Source organism: Paraburkholderia sediminicola (assembly GCF_046026855.1).
GTDB classification, from domain to species: Bacteria; Pseudomonadota; Gammaproteobacteria; order Burkholderiales; family Burkholderiaceae; genus Paraburkholderia; species Paraburkholderia sediminicola_A.
Genome location: NZ_JAQQET010000003.1, coordinates 141,767 through 155,505, shown reverse-complemented (window position 1 = coordinate 155,505; position 13,739 = coordinate 141,767). Strand labels below are relative to the sequence as shown.

Sequence of the window (13,739 nt, the reverse complement as noted above, 5' to 3'; positions counted from 1 at the left end):
GAATTCGAGCGTCCATCGACACGGACCGCGCCGCTCACCAGAACGGGCGCGATGTGCAGCAGGGAGGGGGCGCTTCCTTTCGGAGAGCCGGCCTGGAACCGTTCCAACAACCAACGAACAAGGTTTCCAGCCGGCGCATTGCCCGAAGCGGAGCGCTCGCAAATTAACGGGTCGTGGGCCCAACATAGATAGAGGTGAGCACAATGAAAATGATCCGAACCATGGCGGCTGTGGCCGCTGTTGCATCCGTTCTGAGCGCATGCGGTGGCGGCGGCTCCAGCGACGTAGGCAAGGAACTCGGCCTGACGAATCCGGAGATCCATTTCATCAACGCAGTTCCTGGCGGCCCGGCAGTCGACTTTCTCGTGAACGGTACCGCGCCCTCGGGACAGACGAACATCAGTTATAAGGGCGTGACGAACTTCACCAATATCAACACGGGCGCAACCACGGTCGCGTACTCGAACACCGGCACGACGACAGCATTGGCGAGCGGTAGCTTCCCCGATGTTGCGAAGGGCCACGATTACACCGTGCTGGCTTTACCGGGCCTGACAGCACCGGATATCGGCCTGATCGACGACCCGTTCGACAAGGGTCTGCTGTCCAACAGCGCGCGCTTGCGTGGCTTCAACGCATCGGCTAATGCGACCAACCTCGATCTGTATCTGGTTCAGGCAACCAGCACCGACATCACCAACGCCAGCCCGACGATGGCGGGTGTGTCGTTCAAGAACGCGGTGCCGGCAAGCGGTCAGGATTCGATCTATGTATCGGGCGGCCAATATGTGCTGATCGCGACGGTGGCGGGCAGCAAGACACCGATCTTCCAGTCGCAGTCCTTCTCGCTGTCGAACAACGCCGACTGGCTGGTGACGTCGGTGCCGATCGCCGGTACGCTGAGCCAGCTCGTGCCGGGTCAGATCCATCTGCTGGTCGCGCAGAACGGCAACACCAGCACGCCGAGTGTCGAGTTGACTAATACGCTGACGGGTCAATAAGCGCGCGAGCCAGCATGCGCGCATAGCATGCGAGACATACGATAAGCGACAGTCCCAGGGAGGACGGAGCGGCGATCCATGCGAGTGGATCGCCGTTTTGTTTGTGGGTCTTTTGTGGGCCTATGTCTGTGGCCAAAAAAAGCCCGCCGCGGTTTCCCGCGACGGGCTGTGGAGATCCTGCCTGGCAAGGCGCCGCGAGGCGCCATGCAGTCGCCTGGATCTCGCTAGCTTACTTGGCCTGGTCAGCCGAATTCGTGATGGCGTTGCCCCCCTTCGAAATATCCTGCCCAGCTCCCGCCATCGTGTTGCAACCCGCGAGTGCCGCCGTCCCTGCAATGAGAAGCAAAGCGATCAGTCGATTCATGAAAGTTCTCCTTGTCGAGAATGCATCGGTTGACGTGCCTATGTTTTACGGCACGCGCTAGCCGGGCTAGCTGTCGTCCGACCGGGGCCTACACCAGTCGATCCGGTCTGATTGCATGTTAAAAAAAGGGCGAAGGCCGCGCTGTCAGTTGCGTTGCGATTTTGTTGTAGGCGTGCTCCGGTGTTGACGTCGGCGCACTCCTACACGGGCTTGGTAATAGACCGCAAAGCCTTGCTAGACGGACGTTGGTGACGGCGCCGACGGCGGCAGATCGACTGACGGCGTTGCCGTGCTGACGCTGGGCATCACCACATGGATGTCGGTGCCGTTCGGCACAGCGCGCTGGATATCGAAGCGCCCGCCGTGCGCGGCGACCCGCTGACGCATGCCGAGCAGCCCGTGGGTGTGCGTACGCTTCAGATCGGCTGGCATGATGCCGACGCCGTTGTCCGCGATATGCAACGCCACTTCGTCGTCGCGGATCTGCAGGGAGATCGATACCTTCGAGGCCCGTGCGTACTTGGCCGCGTTCGTCAGCGACTCCTGCGCGACGCGAAAGAGCGCGATCTCGGTTTGCTCGTCGAGCTGGATATCGTCGGCGGGCAGGTGCGATTCGAGCGTCCAGTTGTTGCGCTGCGCGGCTTCGTCGGCGAGCGTGCGCAGCGCGGTGACGAGCCCGAAGTTCGCCAGCACGGTGGGCCGCATGTCTTCGATGATGCGCCGCTTCAGCGCGATGCCCTGGTCGAGATTGGCGAGCGCGCGCCTGAGTTTTTCGGAGATGTCCGGGTCGCTGTCCTTCAGTTTGCGGTTGGCCCAGGCCACATCCATTTTGCTCGCGGTCAGAATGGCACCGAGTTCGTCGTGCAGTTCGCGCGCGAGCTGCGTCTTTTCGTTTTCACTGACGGCCTGCAAATGCCAGCCCAGCGCTTCGAGTTGGCGCGTGCGTTCGTTGACGAGCTGGTCGAGCTCTTCCTGTTGCGTGATCAGTTGACGTTGCACACGCGCCTGCCGGTCCATCTGGATGCCGATATTGCGAAACAGCAGGATGAACAGCACGATGTTCAGTGCGGACAGCCCGGCCGCGCACAGCGTGGAGATGCGCTGGTCGGCGCGGCTTGCATCGAGTGCGTGCTGTGCGCGGCGCTCTTCGTTGTCGCGCAGCAGTGTGAGTGTGCTGTCGACCAATGCGGCGTCGGCGGGACTGGCCTCGCTCGCACTTGCGCAAGTGGAGAGATCGAGTGGGTGCGCGGCCGCGCGTTGCAATGCAGCAGCGCCCGCGCCGATGCGCGCTTCGATCAGCGCGACGATCTGCGTGAAACTCGCGAGCTCGGCGCTGTCCGGTTTGCCGCTACGGTAAAACCTGCCCAGTTGCTGTTCGTTCTGCCGTATCTGTCCGGCGGTCGCGCAAAAACCCTGCGCGGATGCATCCTGCTTCGTCAGAAGAAAATCGCTTTGGTGCGCGCTCAGGCGGGATAGCTGGCTTGCGAGCGTGCTCAGTTGCACGGTGACGTCGCGCGCTTCGAGCGCCGTTTCGTATTCCGCGGCAATGCGCTCGCGCGCGGTTTCGAGAATCACGAGCCCGCCCACGGTGATGACGATCGCCACGGCCATCGCGATCGCCCAACTGCGATTGCGCATCCAGCCGCTCAGTCGCGCTGCAGCCCCTGGATTTTGCGTGTTCGACAGGTTCGGCACATTCGGCTCCTGAGGTGGAATATCAGTGTAACGTCCGCCGGGCTCGAGGATGAAGTGAGTGCATCGCCCTTCGGATCGCAAGCTCCGTACGCCTGGGTAATCGACGCAAACGCGACGCAAACAGCGCGACGCAAGCGGCGTAACCCTGCCGTAATCCAATGTAAGCGGATTCTCACACGAAAAACGGAATGTGTCGGAATGCGCCCACCGCCGCCGGTCGATAGGATGGACCTGATCGTTCATTGATTGATTCTGGAGGAAGCCATCATGCTGAAATGGGCACTATTTTTCGCCGTCATCGCGGTGATCGCCGGCCTTCTCGGCTTTACCGGTGTCGCTGCGGGCGCGGCGGCAATTGCGAAGTTCCTGTTTATCGTGTTCGTGATTCTGTGCGTGGTGTTCCTCGTACTCGGCTTTGTGGTGACGAAGAAAATCGTCGATTAGCACCGCTCGATGAGGCGGTTGCGTGCCGTTCCCGCCGATTGTGAGGGAGCGGTTTGCCTCGGGTTGCTTCAAGTTCGTGTCACGCAGAGACCAACAACAGGGAGAGTTGCCATGCTTCACTATGCCATCGTCTTTTTCGTCATTGCGATCATTGCCGCCGTATTCGGATTTACCGGTATCGCAGCGGGCGCGGCGGAAATCGCGAAGATCCTGTTCTATATCTTCCTCGTCGTATTTGTGGTCACGTTGCTGCTCGGCGTATTCCGAACGTAGACGAATACTCCATCCTTAAACCGGCGTATCAGGCGCGATTCGTGCGGGATACGCAATTCCCCCAATACCGGATAAAGGAGAAATTCAATGGCGAAGTCTTCTGGCGCGCACAGCGCAGCATCTCAATCCAGCGATCCATTCGTGATGGACGTGAAAAAGATCCGCGACGATGCGCGCAAGCACATGTCGGATGGCGCGGTTACGCAAACTTACGGCGCGGATCGCGAGACGGTGCTGAAGTTGCTCAACGACTCGCTGGCCACTGAAATCGTCTGCGTGCTGCGCTATAAACGACATCATTTCATGGCCAAGGGCATCAACTCCGAGGGCGTGGCGGCGGAATTCGCGGCGCATGCGACGGAAGAGCAGGAGCACGCCGACCGTATCGCCGAGCGCATCGTGCAGCTTGGCGGCGAGCCGGATTTCGCACCGGACGGCTTGAAGACGCGGTCGCATTCGGAATACAAGGAAGGCGATAATCTGACGGACATGATCCGCGAAAATCTGATCGCAGAGCGTATTGCGATCGATACGTATCGCGAGATTGTGCGCTATCTCGGCGAGAAGGACGTGACGACGCGCCGGATGTTCGAAGAAATCCTCGCTGTTGAAGAAGAGCACGCTGATGATATGGCGGACCTGCTCGAAGGCCGCGAGTAACAAGGTCGAAAAGAGAGGCGGCGGCAGGCGGAAGTTGATAAGCGGGTATCGGCTGTGGATGTTGGTGTCGATAAGCGTTGGGTGGCCTAAACGCTAATTATCGCTTCCGTTGCCGCATTTGTTCGGGCGGTGCGGCCGGTGCGGGAAGGTCTGGATGGTCTCCCGCACCCGCAATGTCCGCTGCTTCTGCCGCTGTGATTCTCCATCTTCGGCCGAAGCCGGGCCGGAGATCATTACAATGTCTGTTTTGGAGCAATCCTGTTGCACGGACACCAGACCGATGATTCGAGTGTTGATAGCTGACGATCATGCGATCGTCCGAGGTGGCTTCAGGCAGTTCGTCGCCGACGAGCCGGATATGTGCGTCGCGGCCGAAGCGGCAACCGGCGACGAAACCATTAGTCTCGTGCGGGAGCAGGCATTCGATGTGGTGCTGCTCGACATCGCGATGCCGGACAAGAACGGCATCGACACGTTGCGTGTAATCAAGCAGATTCGGCCGGAGCAGGGCGTACTGATTCTGTCGGGCTATCCGGAGAGTCAATACGCGATCAACCTGCTGCGCGCGGGGGCTAACGGTTACCTCAACAAAGACTGCGAGCCCGAGGAGATCGTGCGGGCGATCCGCGCGGTGGCGCGCGGGCATCGTTACCTGTCGGAGGCGGTGGCCGATACGCTGGCCGACAACCTCGACAAGCCGGCTGCGGGGCGGCCGCACGAAGCGCTATCCGAGCGCGAGTTCCAGGTATTCTGCAAGCTCGCGGCGGGACAGATTCCGACTGACATTGCAGAGGAATTGCATTTATCCGTGAAGACCGTGAGTACTTACCGGGCTCGCGTGTTGGAGAAAATGCGGTTGGCGAACAATGCCGATCTGACTTATTACGCGATCAAGAACGGCTTGATCGAATAATGGACGATCGAGATACACCGATGAACAGCGAATCGAACACTGTTGAACCAGCCAGTCGCGCACCGTTGCGCGTGCTGCTGATCGAGGATTCGCCGCTGATCCGCAGGAGCCTGGTCGAAGCGATCGACGCGTCCGGTTTGCTGCAGGTGGCCGCGTATGCGGATTCCTCCGATCAGGCGATTGCTTTGTTGAGCGACGAGACGTTTGATGCGGTGATTGTGGACTTGCAGTTGAAGCAGGGGTCAGGGGTGCCTGTACTTGCGTATTTGCAGCGCGAGGGCATGATTGATTCGATTTTTGCTGCAGTGCTGACGAATCATGCCTTGCCGGCTTATCGGGAGCGCTGTGAACAGTATGGGGTTCGGCACTTTTACGATAAATCGTTTGAGTTTGATCGGGTTATTGATGCGCTGCATGAGTATGCGTTTGCGCGGGGCGCAGGGGGGTAGGGGTTTGTTTTTGTTTGTTCGTTTTTTTGTCTTTCGTCTTTTGTCTGTTTGCCTACGGCGTTGGCTTTTTCTTGATTAGGTTGCTTGCGCGGTGCTTGTTTGTCTGTGTTTTTATTGCGTTGGCCTTTCCTTGTTTTCTTAGTGGTCTATTAGCGTCGCCCCTGTGCGGGGCAGGCACCTACTTTTCTTTGCCTGCTGCAAAGAAAAGTAGGCAAAAGAAAGCAGCTCAAACCGCTAGCTCATAAGCGGGTCCCCTGGCTTGGAAGGGACAGTGGAGCATCTGGAATCCGTGTTCTCGCACATTCGGCATCAGTGACAAGGCCGTCATACTTCCGGCAGCGCTGCGCGCGCCGAAGCGCACTTCATAAACCCGCGCGCTGTGTTTTCGCGCTCACAACTCATTCGCCACAGTGATTCAGCCGGTATCGTGCTTATCGCTTCGCCGCTTCGCCGCTTCGCCGCTTCGCCGCTTCGCCGCTTCGCCGCTTCGCCGCTTCGCCGCTTCGCCGCTTCGCCGCTTCGCCGCTTCGCCGCTTCGCCGCTTCGCCGCTTCGCTACTTCAGTGCTTCGGTACATCGGTACATCGGTACATCGGTACTTCGGTACTTCGGTACTTCGGTACTTCGGTACTTCGGTACTTCGGTACTTCGGTACTTCGGTACTTCGGTACTTCGAATAAAGCATCGATGCTTTATTCGAAGTACAAACTATGAAAAGTTCCGACTGGGACGGCTTGCTGGTCGGTCGGAGTGAAGTAGCGATACCTGCAGAGCGCTGCGGTACTTGCGCATTTGGCGTCTTGCCAAGGCGAGGCGAGGCGAAGCGAAGTCGATGGCCCCCATCGCGCCCAAACGAAGCCCCTGGTTTCCCATGCAGACCCATCCGCGACGCACGCAGTGCGGAGTGGGAGCTGATGAGTGCTTTGTCACTAAGGCTGAATGCGCGTGGACACGGATTCCAGATGTACCACTACCGTGGCTGCGCAGGGGATCCACTTAAGAGCTAGCGGTTTGAGCTGCTTTCTTTTGCCTACTTTTCTTTGCAGCAGGCAAAGAAAAGTAGGTGCCTGCCCCGCACAGGGGCGACGCTAATAAACCACTAAGAAAACAAGGAAAGGCCAACACCATAAAAACACAGACAAACAAGCACCGCGCAGGCAACCAAAAATCAAGGAAGGCCCAACGCCACAGACAACCAGAAAAACAAGCGCCGAGCAGGCAAAACCCCTAACCTCTAACCCCGGCTGGAAGCCTCAAATGATTCCAGGCCGCCAGCCCGGCAAAAACAACCCCAGCAACGCTAACCCCCACCCACCCAAAGGTCGGCCAAACCACAGCGCCGACCCCCGACCCGACAGCTCCGCCAATAAAATACGCCACCATGTAGACCGTATTCACGCGGCTTCGCGCGTCGGGCTTGAGCGCGTAAATTCGTGATTGATTGGAAATCTGTGCCGCCTGCACGCCGATATCGAGGATGATCACGCCAATCACCAATCCGGCAATGCTCCTGGCCGACAAGGCAAAAACAACAAACGAAATCGCCACCAGCACAATCGACACTGTGATAATCGCCCGCGGCCCGCGTCGATCGGAAAACTTGCCGGCGAGCGGCGCGGCCATCGCCCCCGCCGCACCGACGATCCCGAATAAGCCGGCCGCCTGCGGCCCAAGATGAAACGGTGCGCCCGCCAGCAATAACGCCAGCACCGACCAGAAGATGCTGAACGCCGCAAACATTGCCGCGCCGGTCAAGGACGCTTCACGGAGCGCGCGATGCTCGACCACCAGATGCCACATCGAGACCAGCAGCTTGCCGTACGGCAATGTCGACGTCGGCTTGCTCTTCGGCAGACGCATGATGATCACCACCGCCAGCACCAGCAACGCGACGACCGAAGCGCCGAACACCGCACGCCAGCCGAAATACTCCGCGACAATGCCCGCCGCAGTCCGTGCCAGCAAAATTCCGAGCAACAGTCCACTCATCACCGTGCCAACGGCATGGCCACGCTCCGTTGGCGGCGCGAGTTCGGCCGCGAACGGCACCGCCTGCTGCGCGATAGTGGCGAGTACGCCGATCGCCAGGCTCGCGATAATCAGCACCGACAGCGTCGGCGCCGCGGATGCGCCCACCAGCGCGATGCACATGCCCACGATCTGCAACAGGATCAGGCGGCGTCGATCGAAGCGATCGCCGAGTGGCGCCAACAGCAGCATCCCGGCTGCGTAGCCGAGTTGCGTCACGGCCGGCACCGCGCCGACCCACGACGCGCTGTTCGGAAACGACTGCCGGAAATTGTCGAGCAGCGGCTGGTTGTAGTAGATGTTGGCGACTGCCACGCCGGCAATCGTCGCGAGCAGGAGCAGCAAGCCGCGCAAGGATCGGTCGGCGGAAGCGGGAGTGGAAGCGTCGGAAGTGGACATGAGAGGGGACTGTCGATGGACCGGCACATGCGCGGTCCTCAAGCGTGCCGATCATACCGGAGCAGGAAAGATCGTGCTGACGGCCGCGGAACGCCTCGCAGACAAAATGAGATGGTCGTTCGGTTTTCGTTCGTAGAATCCGCACGCGCAATAAGATCCATCACGTGACCGATTTCATGAACACAATCTCGAAACCCGAACCCCGACGAATCAGTGGCTGGCTGCTCATCGCCCTGATCTGCCTTGCCGCATGGGCGCTTTCAACCGCGATCACGCTGCGCGATCCGTTGAAGCTGATGCTCGAATGGGAACTCCTGGCAGTATTCGTGCGCCCTGAAACGCATGGCTGGTATCGCACCGTGATCGCCATGGTCGGCTGCGACGTGCTCATCGGGGCGTTCATCGTTGCCGGCGCAGGCTGGCTGGCGCTGCTCGTGCGGCGCAAATCGGCACGCTTTCCCGCACAGGTGCAGGCGTGGCTGCTGGCCATCGTAGTAATGCGCACCGGCGCCTATCTGCTCGGCGATCATATGACCCACGCCATTGGCATCGACATTGCCATTCCATTCGATGGCTTTGTTCAGGCCGTTGTTGCCGCCGCGCTCGGAATACCGTATTTCAGGCTGTCCCGGCGCGTACAGCAAACTTTCGTCGCCGCCTGAACTGGCGGCACGCTCAATCGATCAGGTCACCCTCGGGCTCGTAAAACGGATACGGCCCATCGGCTTTATCAACATACGCATGATGCGTGACGATGCCCGTCGCCGGATCGTAGCGATGCAGTGCATACGCAGGCGGCTCCATCACGAACGCGGATGGCGCATCGTTGCGCAAGTCGAGCCCGACCTGATGCGCGGGCGCCGGCACCGCCGACGCAATCGTGCCGCCAAAACGCACGAACATCGGCCGATGCACATGGCCGCAGATCACCCGTTCGACGTTCGGATAACGCGCGATCAACGCGGCGAGCTTGGCGGCGGCCGCGGGATCGAGCCGCAATTCATCCATATGCCCGATACCGCAGACGAACGGTGGATGATGCAACGCAATCACCGTGGGCCTGCCTTGTGCCGCATCGAGTTGCGCCGCGAGCCACGCTAAACGCACATCGCACAGATTGCCGGCGCTTTGCCCCGGCACCATCGAATCGAGCGCGATTACGCGCAGCGGTCCGACGTCGACCGCGTATTGCACGAACTCGCCGCCACTGCGCAATTCGTTGCGATCGGGAAACGCCGCGCGCAACGCGGTCCGTTCGTCATGATTGCCCACCAGCAGGAAGTAGGGGATCTCGAGCGGCGCGAGCAGGGTCTTGAGGTGCTCGTACTGTTCCGGATCGCCCTGATCGACGAGGTCGCCGGTCATGATCACTGCATCGGGACGCGGCTCCAGCGCATTGAGCGCGGCGATGGTGCGCGCGAGATAAGCGCCGGTGTCGACGCGGCGGTAAGCCAGCGCGCCGGGTCGTTTGATATGCAGGTCGCTAATTTGAGCCAGCAGCATGGGGATATCCTTTTTTATGGCGCGCTAAAAACACCGCGCTGCCTCGTTACGATAGCGCAATCAGCGCGTCCTGCGCGATCGAAATCCCGACCGGTGTGCCACGCGCGAGTTCTACCCGGCCCGCCACGTCGATCAGCAAAGCGTCCGGCGCGGCGCCACCGATCGTCAGCCGGGTGCGCTCGCCGAGAAACGCCGTGCTTTCGATATTGCCGCGCAACTGGGCGCTGGCCGGGTCGGCAAGATACGCGTCTTCAGGGCGGAAGAAAATTTCGTGTGCCGCGCTGGCGTGGGCGGGACCTGAGGGCAGCGGTACAGCACCGCCAGTCGTCGTCAGCAGGCCATCGCGCCGCTCGCCTGCCAGCCGGTTGATCGTGCCGACGAATTGCGCAACCGTGCGATTCGCCGGCCGGTAGTAAATGTCGCGTGGCGAGCCGATCTGTTCGATACGCCCCGCACTCATCACGACGATGCGGTCGCCCAACTCCATCGCCTCGGCCTGATCGTGCGTCACGTAGACGGTCGTGATGCCCAAGTCGCGCAGCAGCGTATTCATTTCGCTGCGCAAGGTGTCGCGCAAACGTGCATCGAGGGCGGTCAACGGTTCGTCGAGCAGCAGCACGCGAGGTTGCACGGCGAGCGCGCGCGCCAAGGCAACGCGCTGACGCTGGCCACCCGAAAGCTGATCGATGGATTTGTCCGCGTGCGCGGTGAGACGCATCATCGCGAGCAGTTCATCGACGCGTTGCCGTACAGCGTTCGCCGGTACGCGTTTGATCCTCAGCCCGTAGCCGATGTTGCCGCGTACGGTCAGGTTCGGAAACAGCGCGTAGCTCTGGAACACCATGCCGACCTGGCGTTTTTCGATCGGCAGCGTGGTGACGTCTTCGTCGCCGAACGCGATGTAGCCGCCTGCGTCGGGTGTCTCGAGACCCGCGATCATACGCAGCGTGGTGGTCTTGCCGCAACCGGACGGGCCGAGCAGCACCAGCGTCTCACCGGCGCCGATGCGCAGATCGAGCGGTTCGAGTACGCGCGTGCCACGAAACGTTTTCGCGCATTGCGTGAGCGTGATGGGAACGGAGTCGAGTTTCATGGCGTGGACGTTGGTATTGGCTTTGAACGGGCGGCGGCAATGCGTTTTTTCCCCGCACTGCGCTGGCCGGTCGCATCGACGCCGAGCCATTGCATTGCGACGAGTAGCGGCATCGTCATGATGAAAAACAGAATCGTGTAGGCGCTGCCGATCTCGATGCGTAACGACGCATAGGTGTCGGCGAGACCGACCGGCAGCGTCTTGGTGTCGGGCGTGTGCAGCATCCACGTCAGGTTGAATTCGCCGATCGAGAGCGTGAGTACCGCCAGCGCACCGGCGACGATTCCTGGGCGTGCATTCGGCAGCACGACCGTTATGAAACGTTGAAGGAAGCTCGCACCGAGGCTCGCCGCGCCTTCTTCGAGCGTGCGCAGATCGCTGCTCGCGCACACAGCTGCGACCGCGCGAACCATGAACGGCAGCGTGAACACCACGTGCCCGACAACGATAAACGCGACGCTCATGCGAAACATCGTGAAGCCGCCGTAGACCACCAGCAGCGCGAGCGCGGAAGCGAGGCCGGGCAGGGCGATCGGCAGCACCAGAAATTCTTCGATGATGCGCGAGAGACGCGTCTTGCTGCGCGCGAGCACGTACCCGGCGGGCACTCCGGTCAGCAGCGTAATGAACAATGTCGCCGCCGCCACTTCGAGCGAGAGAAACACCGAGTCGTGATACTGGGTCCACACTTCGCCAAGCCAGCGCAGCGTGAGTCCGCTCGATACGCCTTTGAAGTAGTTGACAGTGAGCCCGGCCATGATCGACATCACGACCGGCACGATCAGAAACACGCACAGCAACAGCGTAACGAACCACTGACCGGCTGCCAGCCACGTGCGTGCCGCGGGAAGCCTGAGCCGCCGCGCGCGCGATCTGGCGGTCGGCTGGCCTGGAGCGCTAATGGAATTCATCGAAGTCTTGTCATCGGGTTTGGAAACACCGCTCATGCGCTTGCCGCGACAGCCGAGCCGCTCACGCTGCGAGCGAACGCCAGCACGGCCCATGTGACGATGCCGAGCACAATGGACAGACCCGCGGCCGTCACCATGTTCGCGTTCAACGTGAACTCGGTATAGATGGTCATCGGCAAGACATCGATGTCGGTGGCCAGTGTGAAGGCGGTGCCGAAGGCGCCCATCGCGGTCGCGAAACACACCGCGCCCGCCGCGATCAAACCTGGCGACAACGCGGGCAGGACGATGTCGCGCGTGATACGCCACGGCGATGCGCCGAGCGAGCGCGCGGCTTCTTCGAGCGAGGCGTCGAGCTTGGTCGCCGACGCCATCACCGTGACGATCACGCGAGGAATCGAAAAGTACAGGTAGCCGAGAAAGAGGCCGCTCATCGAGTAAGCGAACACCCAGCGCTCACCGGTGAGTTTTAACGACAACGCGCCGATCAGACCCTGGCGTCCGGCCAGCATGATCACCATGAAACCGACCACGACGCCTGGGAATGCCAACGGAAACGTCAGCAGGGCGAGCAACGTGCGCTTGAGGGGAAACTCGCGGCGCGCCAGCAGCAAACCGGCGATCACTGAGAGCACCAACGTCGTCGCTGTGACCGCGGCGGACAACACGATGGTCGCGCCGAGGCTCGACATGTAGCGCGGATTCGTCAGCATCGCGCGATAGGTTGCGAACGCGTGGCCGTCGCCGCTGATTTGCGCGAGCGCCCCCATTGGCAGCAGCCAGAACGCGATGAAAATCACCAGTGCCGGCGCGATCAATGCGATGCGCCAGCGCAGCGGGAACGTGACGTCGTTCAATGCATCACCTGTAGATAACGCTCGCCGAAGCTCGACTGCCTCTCGGCCATTTTGCCGAAGTCGACTGGCTTGGCGCGGGCATAGTCGCTTGCGGGCAGGAACCTGGCGGCGGTTTCCGGGGTCATGGCATTCGCGCGCACGGGACGCAGATAGGCTTCGGCCCACAGCTTCTGGCCTTCATCCGACAGCACGAAATCCAGCACTTTCTTGCCGTTCGCTTCATGCGGCGCGCCCTTCACGAGACTCATCACGTACGGTACCGAGATCGTGCCTTCCTTCGGGATCACGAATTCGACGTTGGCGTGATCTTTGTACTTCGCGCGGTAGGCGTCGAAGTCGTAGTCGAGCAGGATCGGGATCTCACCGGACATGACGCGCGCATAGGCGGTCTGCTTCGGCACGATCGGCGCGTTGGCCTTCAGCTTGCGGAACCAGTCGAGGCCCGGCTCGAAGTTATCGAGCGTGCCGCCGAGCGCCTGATTCACCGCGACCGCGCCCGCATAGCCGACAAACGCGCTCGACGGATCGAGGTAACCGATCATGCCTTTGTACTCAGGCTTAAGAAGGTCGGCCCACGAACGCGGCACCGGTTTGCCTTCGAGCGCGTCCCTGTTGACGAAAAATCCCAGCGTGCCCGAGTGGATCGTGAACCAGTAGCCTTGCGGGTCCTTCATGTTCGCGGGGATGTCGTCCCAATGCGCGGGCTTGTAAGGCTGGATGACGCCTTTGCCCTTCGCCTGGAAGGCCGACGACACGCCGAGATACACCACGTCCGCGACCGGGCTCTTCTGCTCGGCCATCAATTGCGCAATCGATTGGCCGGAGTTCTTGTTGTCGAACGGTACGCGAATGCCGGTCTTTTGCTGGATCGCCTTGATCTGGCTCGCCCAGTCGGCCCATTCGGGCGGGCAGTTGTAGCAGATGGCGGTTTCGTCGGCGTGGGCTGCTTGCGGCGCGAGCGCTGCGAGTGCCGCGGTGACGATCATGCCGGCCGGGAGCGCGGTTGTCGCGGTGCGGGCGACGCGGCGCCAGAGCGGTTTGATCGATGAAGTAAAGCGTGTTGAAGAGCGGATCACTGCGGGTCTCCTGGAGCGGAAGAGGGCGGGTGGTTCGGCGTTGTTCGAACTGGATGATTCAACGGCGGCCTGAC

The 13,739-nt window shown here is 61.0% G+C and carries 15 protein-coding genes; 7 read left to right on the top strand and 8 right to left on the bottom strand.

Features of this window, described 5'->3' with window-relative positions:
- The first annotated feature begins 203 nt into the window (after positions 1-203).
- Complete coding sequence (locus PQR40_RS04660) at positions 204-1,001, top strand: DUF4397 domain-containing protein (protein ID WP_408228984.1); 798 nt, start codon at positions 204-206, stop codon at positions 999-1,001.
- A 229-nt stretch (positions 1,002-1,230) separates the two neighbouring features.
- Here the strand turns inward: PQR40_RS04660 and PQR40_RS04655 are convergent, their stop codons facing one another.
- Both PQR40_RS04655 and PQR40_RS04650 read right to left on the bottom strand, forming a co-directional pair.
- Positions 1,231-1,365 (bottom strand): entericidin A/B family lipoprotein, encoded by a 135-nt coding sequence (locus PQR40_RS04655; protein ID WP_007181189.1) that lies wholly within the window; start codon positions 1,363-1,365, stop codon positions 1,231-1,233.
- A gap of 234 nt (positions 1,366-1,599) precedes the next feature.
- Entirely contained in the window at positions 1,600-3,003 is a 1,404-nt protein-coding gene (locus tag PQR40_RS04650) for a sensor histidine kinase (protein ID WP_408508564.1), read from the bottom strand.
- A 324-nt stretch (positions 3,004-3,327) separates the two neighbouring features.
- On the opposite strand from PQR40_RS04650, the gene PQR40_RS04645 reads away from it, so the two are divergent.
- The 5 genes from PQR40_RS04645 to PQR40_RS04625 all read left to right on the top strand — a co-directional run bounded on the left by PQR40_RS04645 (position 3,328) and on the right by PQR40_RS04625 (position 5,799).
- Positions 3,328-3,504 (top strand): DUF1328 domain-containing protein, encoded by a 177-nt coding sequence (locus tag PQR40_RS04645; protein WP_132373772.1) that lies wholly within the window; start codon positions 3,328-3,330, stop codon positions 3,502-3,504.
- Positions 3,505-3,615: 111 nt separating this feature from the next.
- The gene (locus tag PQR40_RS04640; RefSeq protein ID WP_006052455.1) at positions 3,616-3,777 is read left to right on the top strand and encodes a DUF1328 domain-containing protein; all 162 of its coding nucleotides are present in this window, start codon (positions 3,616-3,618) and stop codon (positions 3,775-3,777) included.
- A gap of 87 nt (positions 3,778-3,864) precedes the next feature.
- Complete coding sequence (locus PQR40_RS04635; RefSeq protein ID WP_408391598.1) at positions 3,865-4,437, top strand: ferritin-like domain-containing protein; 573 nt, start codon at positions 3,865-3,867, stop codon at positions 4,435-4,437.
- 280 nt (positions 4,438-4,717) lie between these two features.
- The gene (locus PQR40_RS04630) at positions 4,718-5,350 is read left to right on the top strand and encodes a response regulator (protein ID WP_408228990.1); all 633 of its coding nucleotides are present in this window, start codon (positions 4,718-4,720) and stop codon (positions 5,348-5,350) included.
- A 20-nt stretch (positions 5,351-5,370) separates the two neighbouring features.
- The gene (locus tag PQR40_RS04625) at positions 5,371-5,799 is read left to right on the top strand and encodes a response regulator (RefSeq protein ID WP_408228993.1); all 429 of its coding nucleotides are present in this window, start codon (positions 5,371-5,373) and stop codon (positions 5,797-5,799) included.
- A gap of 1,226 nt (positions 5,800-7,025) precedes the next feature.
- Here the strand turns inward: PQR40_RS04625 and PQR40_RS04620 are convergent.
- The gene (locus tag PQR40_RS04620) at positions 7,026-8,225 is read right to left on the bottom strand and encodes an MFS transporter (protein ID WP_408508516.1); all 1,200 of its coding nucleotides are present in this window, start codon (positions 8,223-8,225) and stop codon (positions 7,026-7,028) included.
- Positions 8,226-8,401: 176 nt separating this feature from the next.
- Between PQR40_RS04620 and PQR40_RS04615 the strand changes: the two genes are divergently transcribed.
- A complete protein-coding gene (locus PQR40_RS04615; protein ID WP_408391603.1) occupies positions 8,402-8,887 on the top strand; it encodes a DUF2569 domain-containing protein in 486 nt (161 codons plus the stop codon).
- A 13-nt stretch (positions 8,888-8,900) separates the two neighbouring features.
- On the opposite strand, the gene PQR40_RS04610 is transcribed toward PQR40_RS04615, so the two are convergent.
- The 5 genes from PQR40_RS04610 to PQR40_RS04590 are packed head-to-tail and all read right to left on the bottom strand — an operon-like array spanning position 8,901 to position 13,665.
- Positions 8,901-9,728, bottom strand: a complete 828-nt coding sequence (locus tag PQR40_RS04610; RefSeq protein WP_408508515.1) for a phosphodiesterase — start codon at positions 9,726-9,728, stop codon at positions 8,901-8,903.
- A 46-nt stretch (positions 9,729-9,774) separates the two neighbouring features.
- A complete protein-coding gene (locus PQR40_RS04605; protein WP_408508514.1) occupies positions 9,775-10,821 on the bottom strand; it encodes an ABC transporter ATP-binding protein in 1,047 nt (348 codons plus the stop codon).
- Entirely contained in the window at positions 10,818-11,732 is a 915-nt protein-coding gene (locus PQR40_RS04600; RefSeq protein WP_408508513.1) for an ABC transporter permease, read from the bottom strand. The genes PQR40_RS04605 and PQR40_RS04600 overlap by 4 nt, the downstream gene beginning before the upstream one ends.
- A gap of 32 nt (positions 11,733-11,764) precedes the next feature.
- Positions 11,765-12,589 (bottom strand): ABC transporter permease, encoded by an 825-nt coding sequence (locus PQR40_RS04595; RefSeq protein WP_408508512.1) that lies wholly within the window; start codon positions 12,587-12,589, stop codon positions 11,765-11,767.
- Complete coding sequence (locus PQR40_RS04590) at positions 12,586-13,665, bottom strand: ABC transporter substrate-binding protein (protein WP_408508511.1); 1,080 nt, start codon at positions 13,663-13,665, stop codon at positions 12,586-12,588. Before PQR40_RS04590 ends, PQR40_RS04595 begins: the two co-directional genes overlap by 4 nt.
- Between the last annotated feature and the right edge of the window lie 74 nt (positions 13,666-13,739).

What these genes read in the sequence shown, in the direction of transcription:
- PQR40_RS04660 (WP_408228984.1), top strand. Translation starts at nt 204, where the DNA reads ATGAAAATGATCCGAACCATGGCGGCTGTGGCCGCTGTTGCATCCGTT.
- PQR40_RS04655 (WP_007181189.1), bottom strand. Translation starts at nt 1,365, where the DNA reads ATGAATCGACTGATCGCTTTGCTTCTCATTGCAGGGACGGCGGCACTC.
- PQR40_RS04650 (WP_408508564.1), bottom strand. Translation starts at nt 3,003, where the DNA reads ATGCGCAATCGCAGTTGGGCGATCGCGATGGCCGTGGCGATCGTCATC.
- PQR40_RS04645 (WP_132373772.1), top strand. Translation starts at nt 3,328, where the DNA reads ATGCTGAAATGGGCACTATTTTTCGCCGTCATCGCGGTGATCGCCGGC.
- PQR40_RS04640 (WP_006052455.1), top strand. Translation starts at nt 3,616, where the DNA reads ATGCTTCACTATGCCATCGTCTTTTTCGTCATTGCGATCATTGCCGCC.
- PQR40_RS04635 (WP_408391598.1), top strand. Translation starts at nt 3,865, where the DNA reads ATGGCGAAGTCTTCTGGCGCGCACAGCGCAGCATCTCAATCCAGCGAT.
- PQR40_RS04630 (WP_408228990.1), top strand. Translation starts at nt 4,718, where the DNA reads ATGATTCGAGTGTTGATAGCTGACGATCATGCGATCGTCCGAGGTGGC.
- PQR40_RS04625 (WP_408228993.1), top strand. Translation starts at nt 5,371, where the DNA reads ATGAACAGCGAATCGAACACTGTTGAACCAGCCAGTCGCGCACCGTTG.
- PQR40_RS04620 (WP_408508516.1), bottom strand. Translation starts at nt 8,225, where the DNA reads ATGTCCACTTCCGACGCTTCCACTCCCGCTTCCGCCGACCGATCCTTG.
- PQR40_RS04615 (WP_408391603.1), top strand. Translation starts at nt 8,402, where the DNA reads ATGAACACAATCTCGAAACCCGAACCCCGACGAATCAGTGGCTGGCTG.
- PQR40_RS04610 (WP_408508515.1), bottom strand. Translation starts at nt 9,728, where the DNA reads ATGCTGCTGGCTCAAATTAGCGACCTGCATATCAAACGACCCGGCGCG.
- PQR40_RS04605 (WP_408508514.1), bottom strand. Translation starts at nt 10,821, where the DNA reads ATGAAACTCGACTCCGTTCCCATCACGCTCACGCAATGCGCGAAAACG.
- PQR40_RS04600 (WP_408508513.1), bottom strand. Translation starts at nt 11,732, where the DNA reads ATGAATTCCATTAGCGCTCCAGGCCAGCCGACCGCCAGATCGCGCGCG.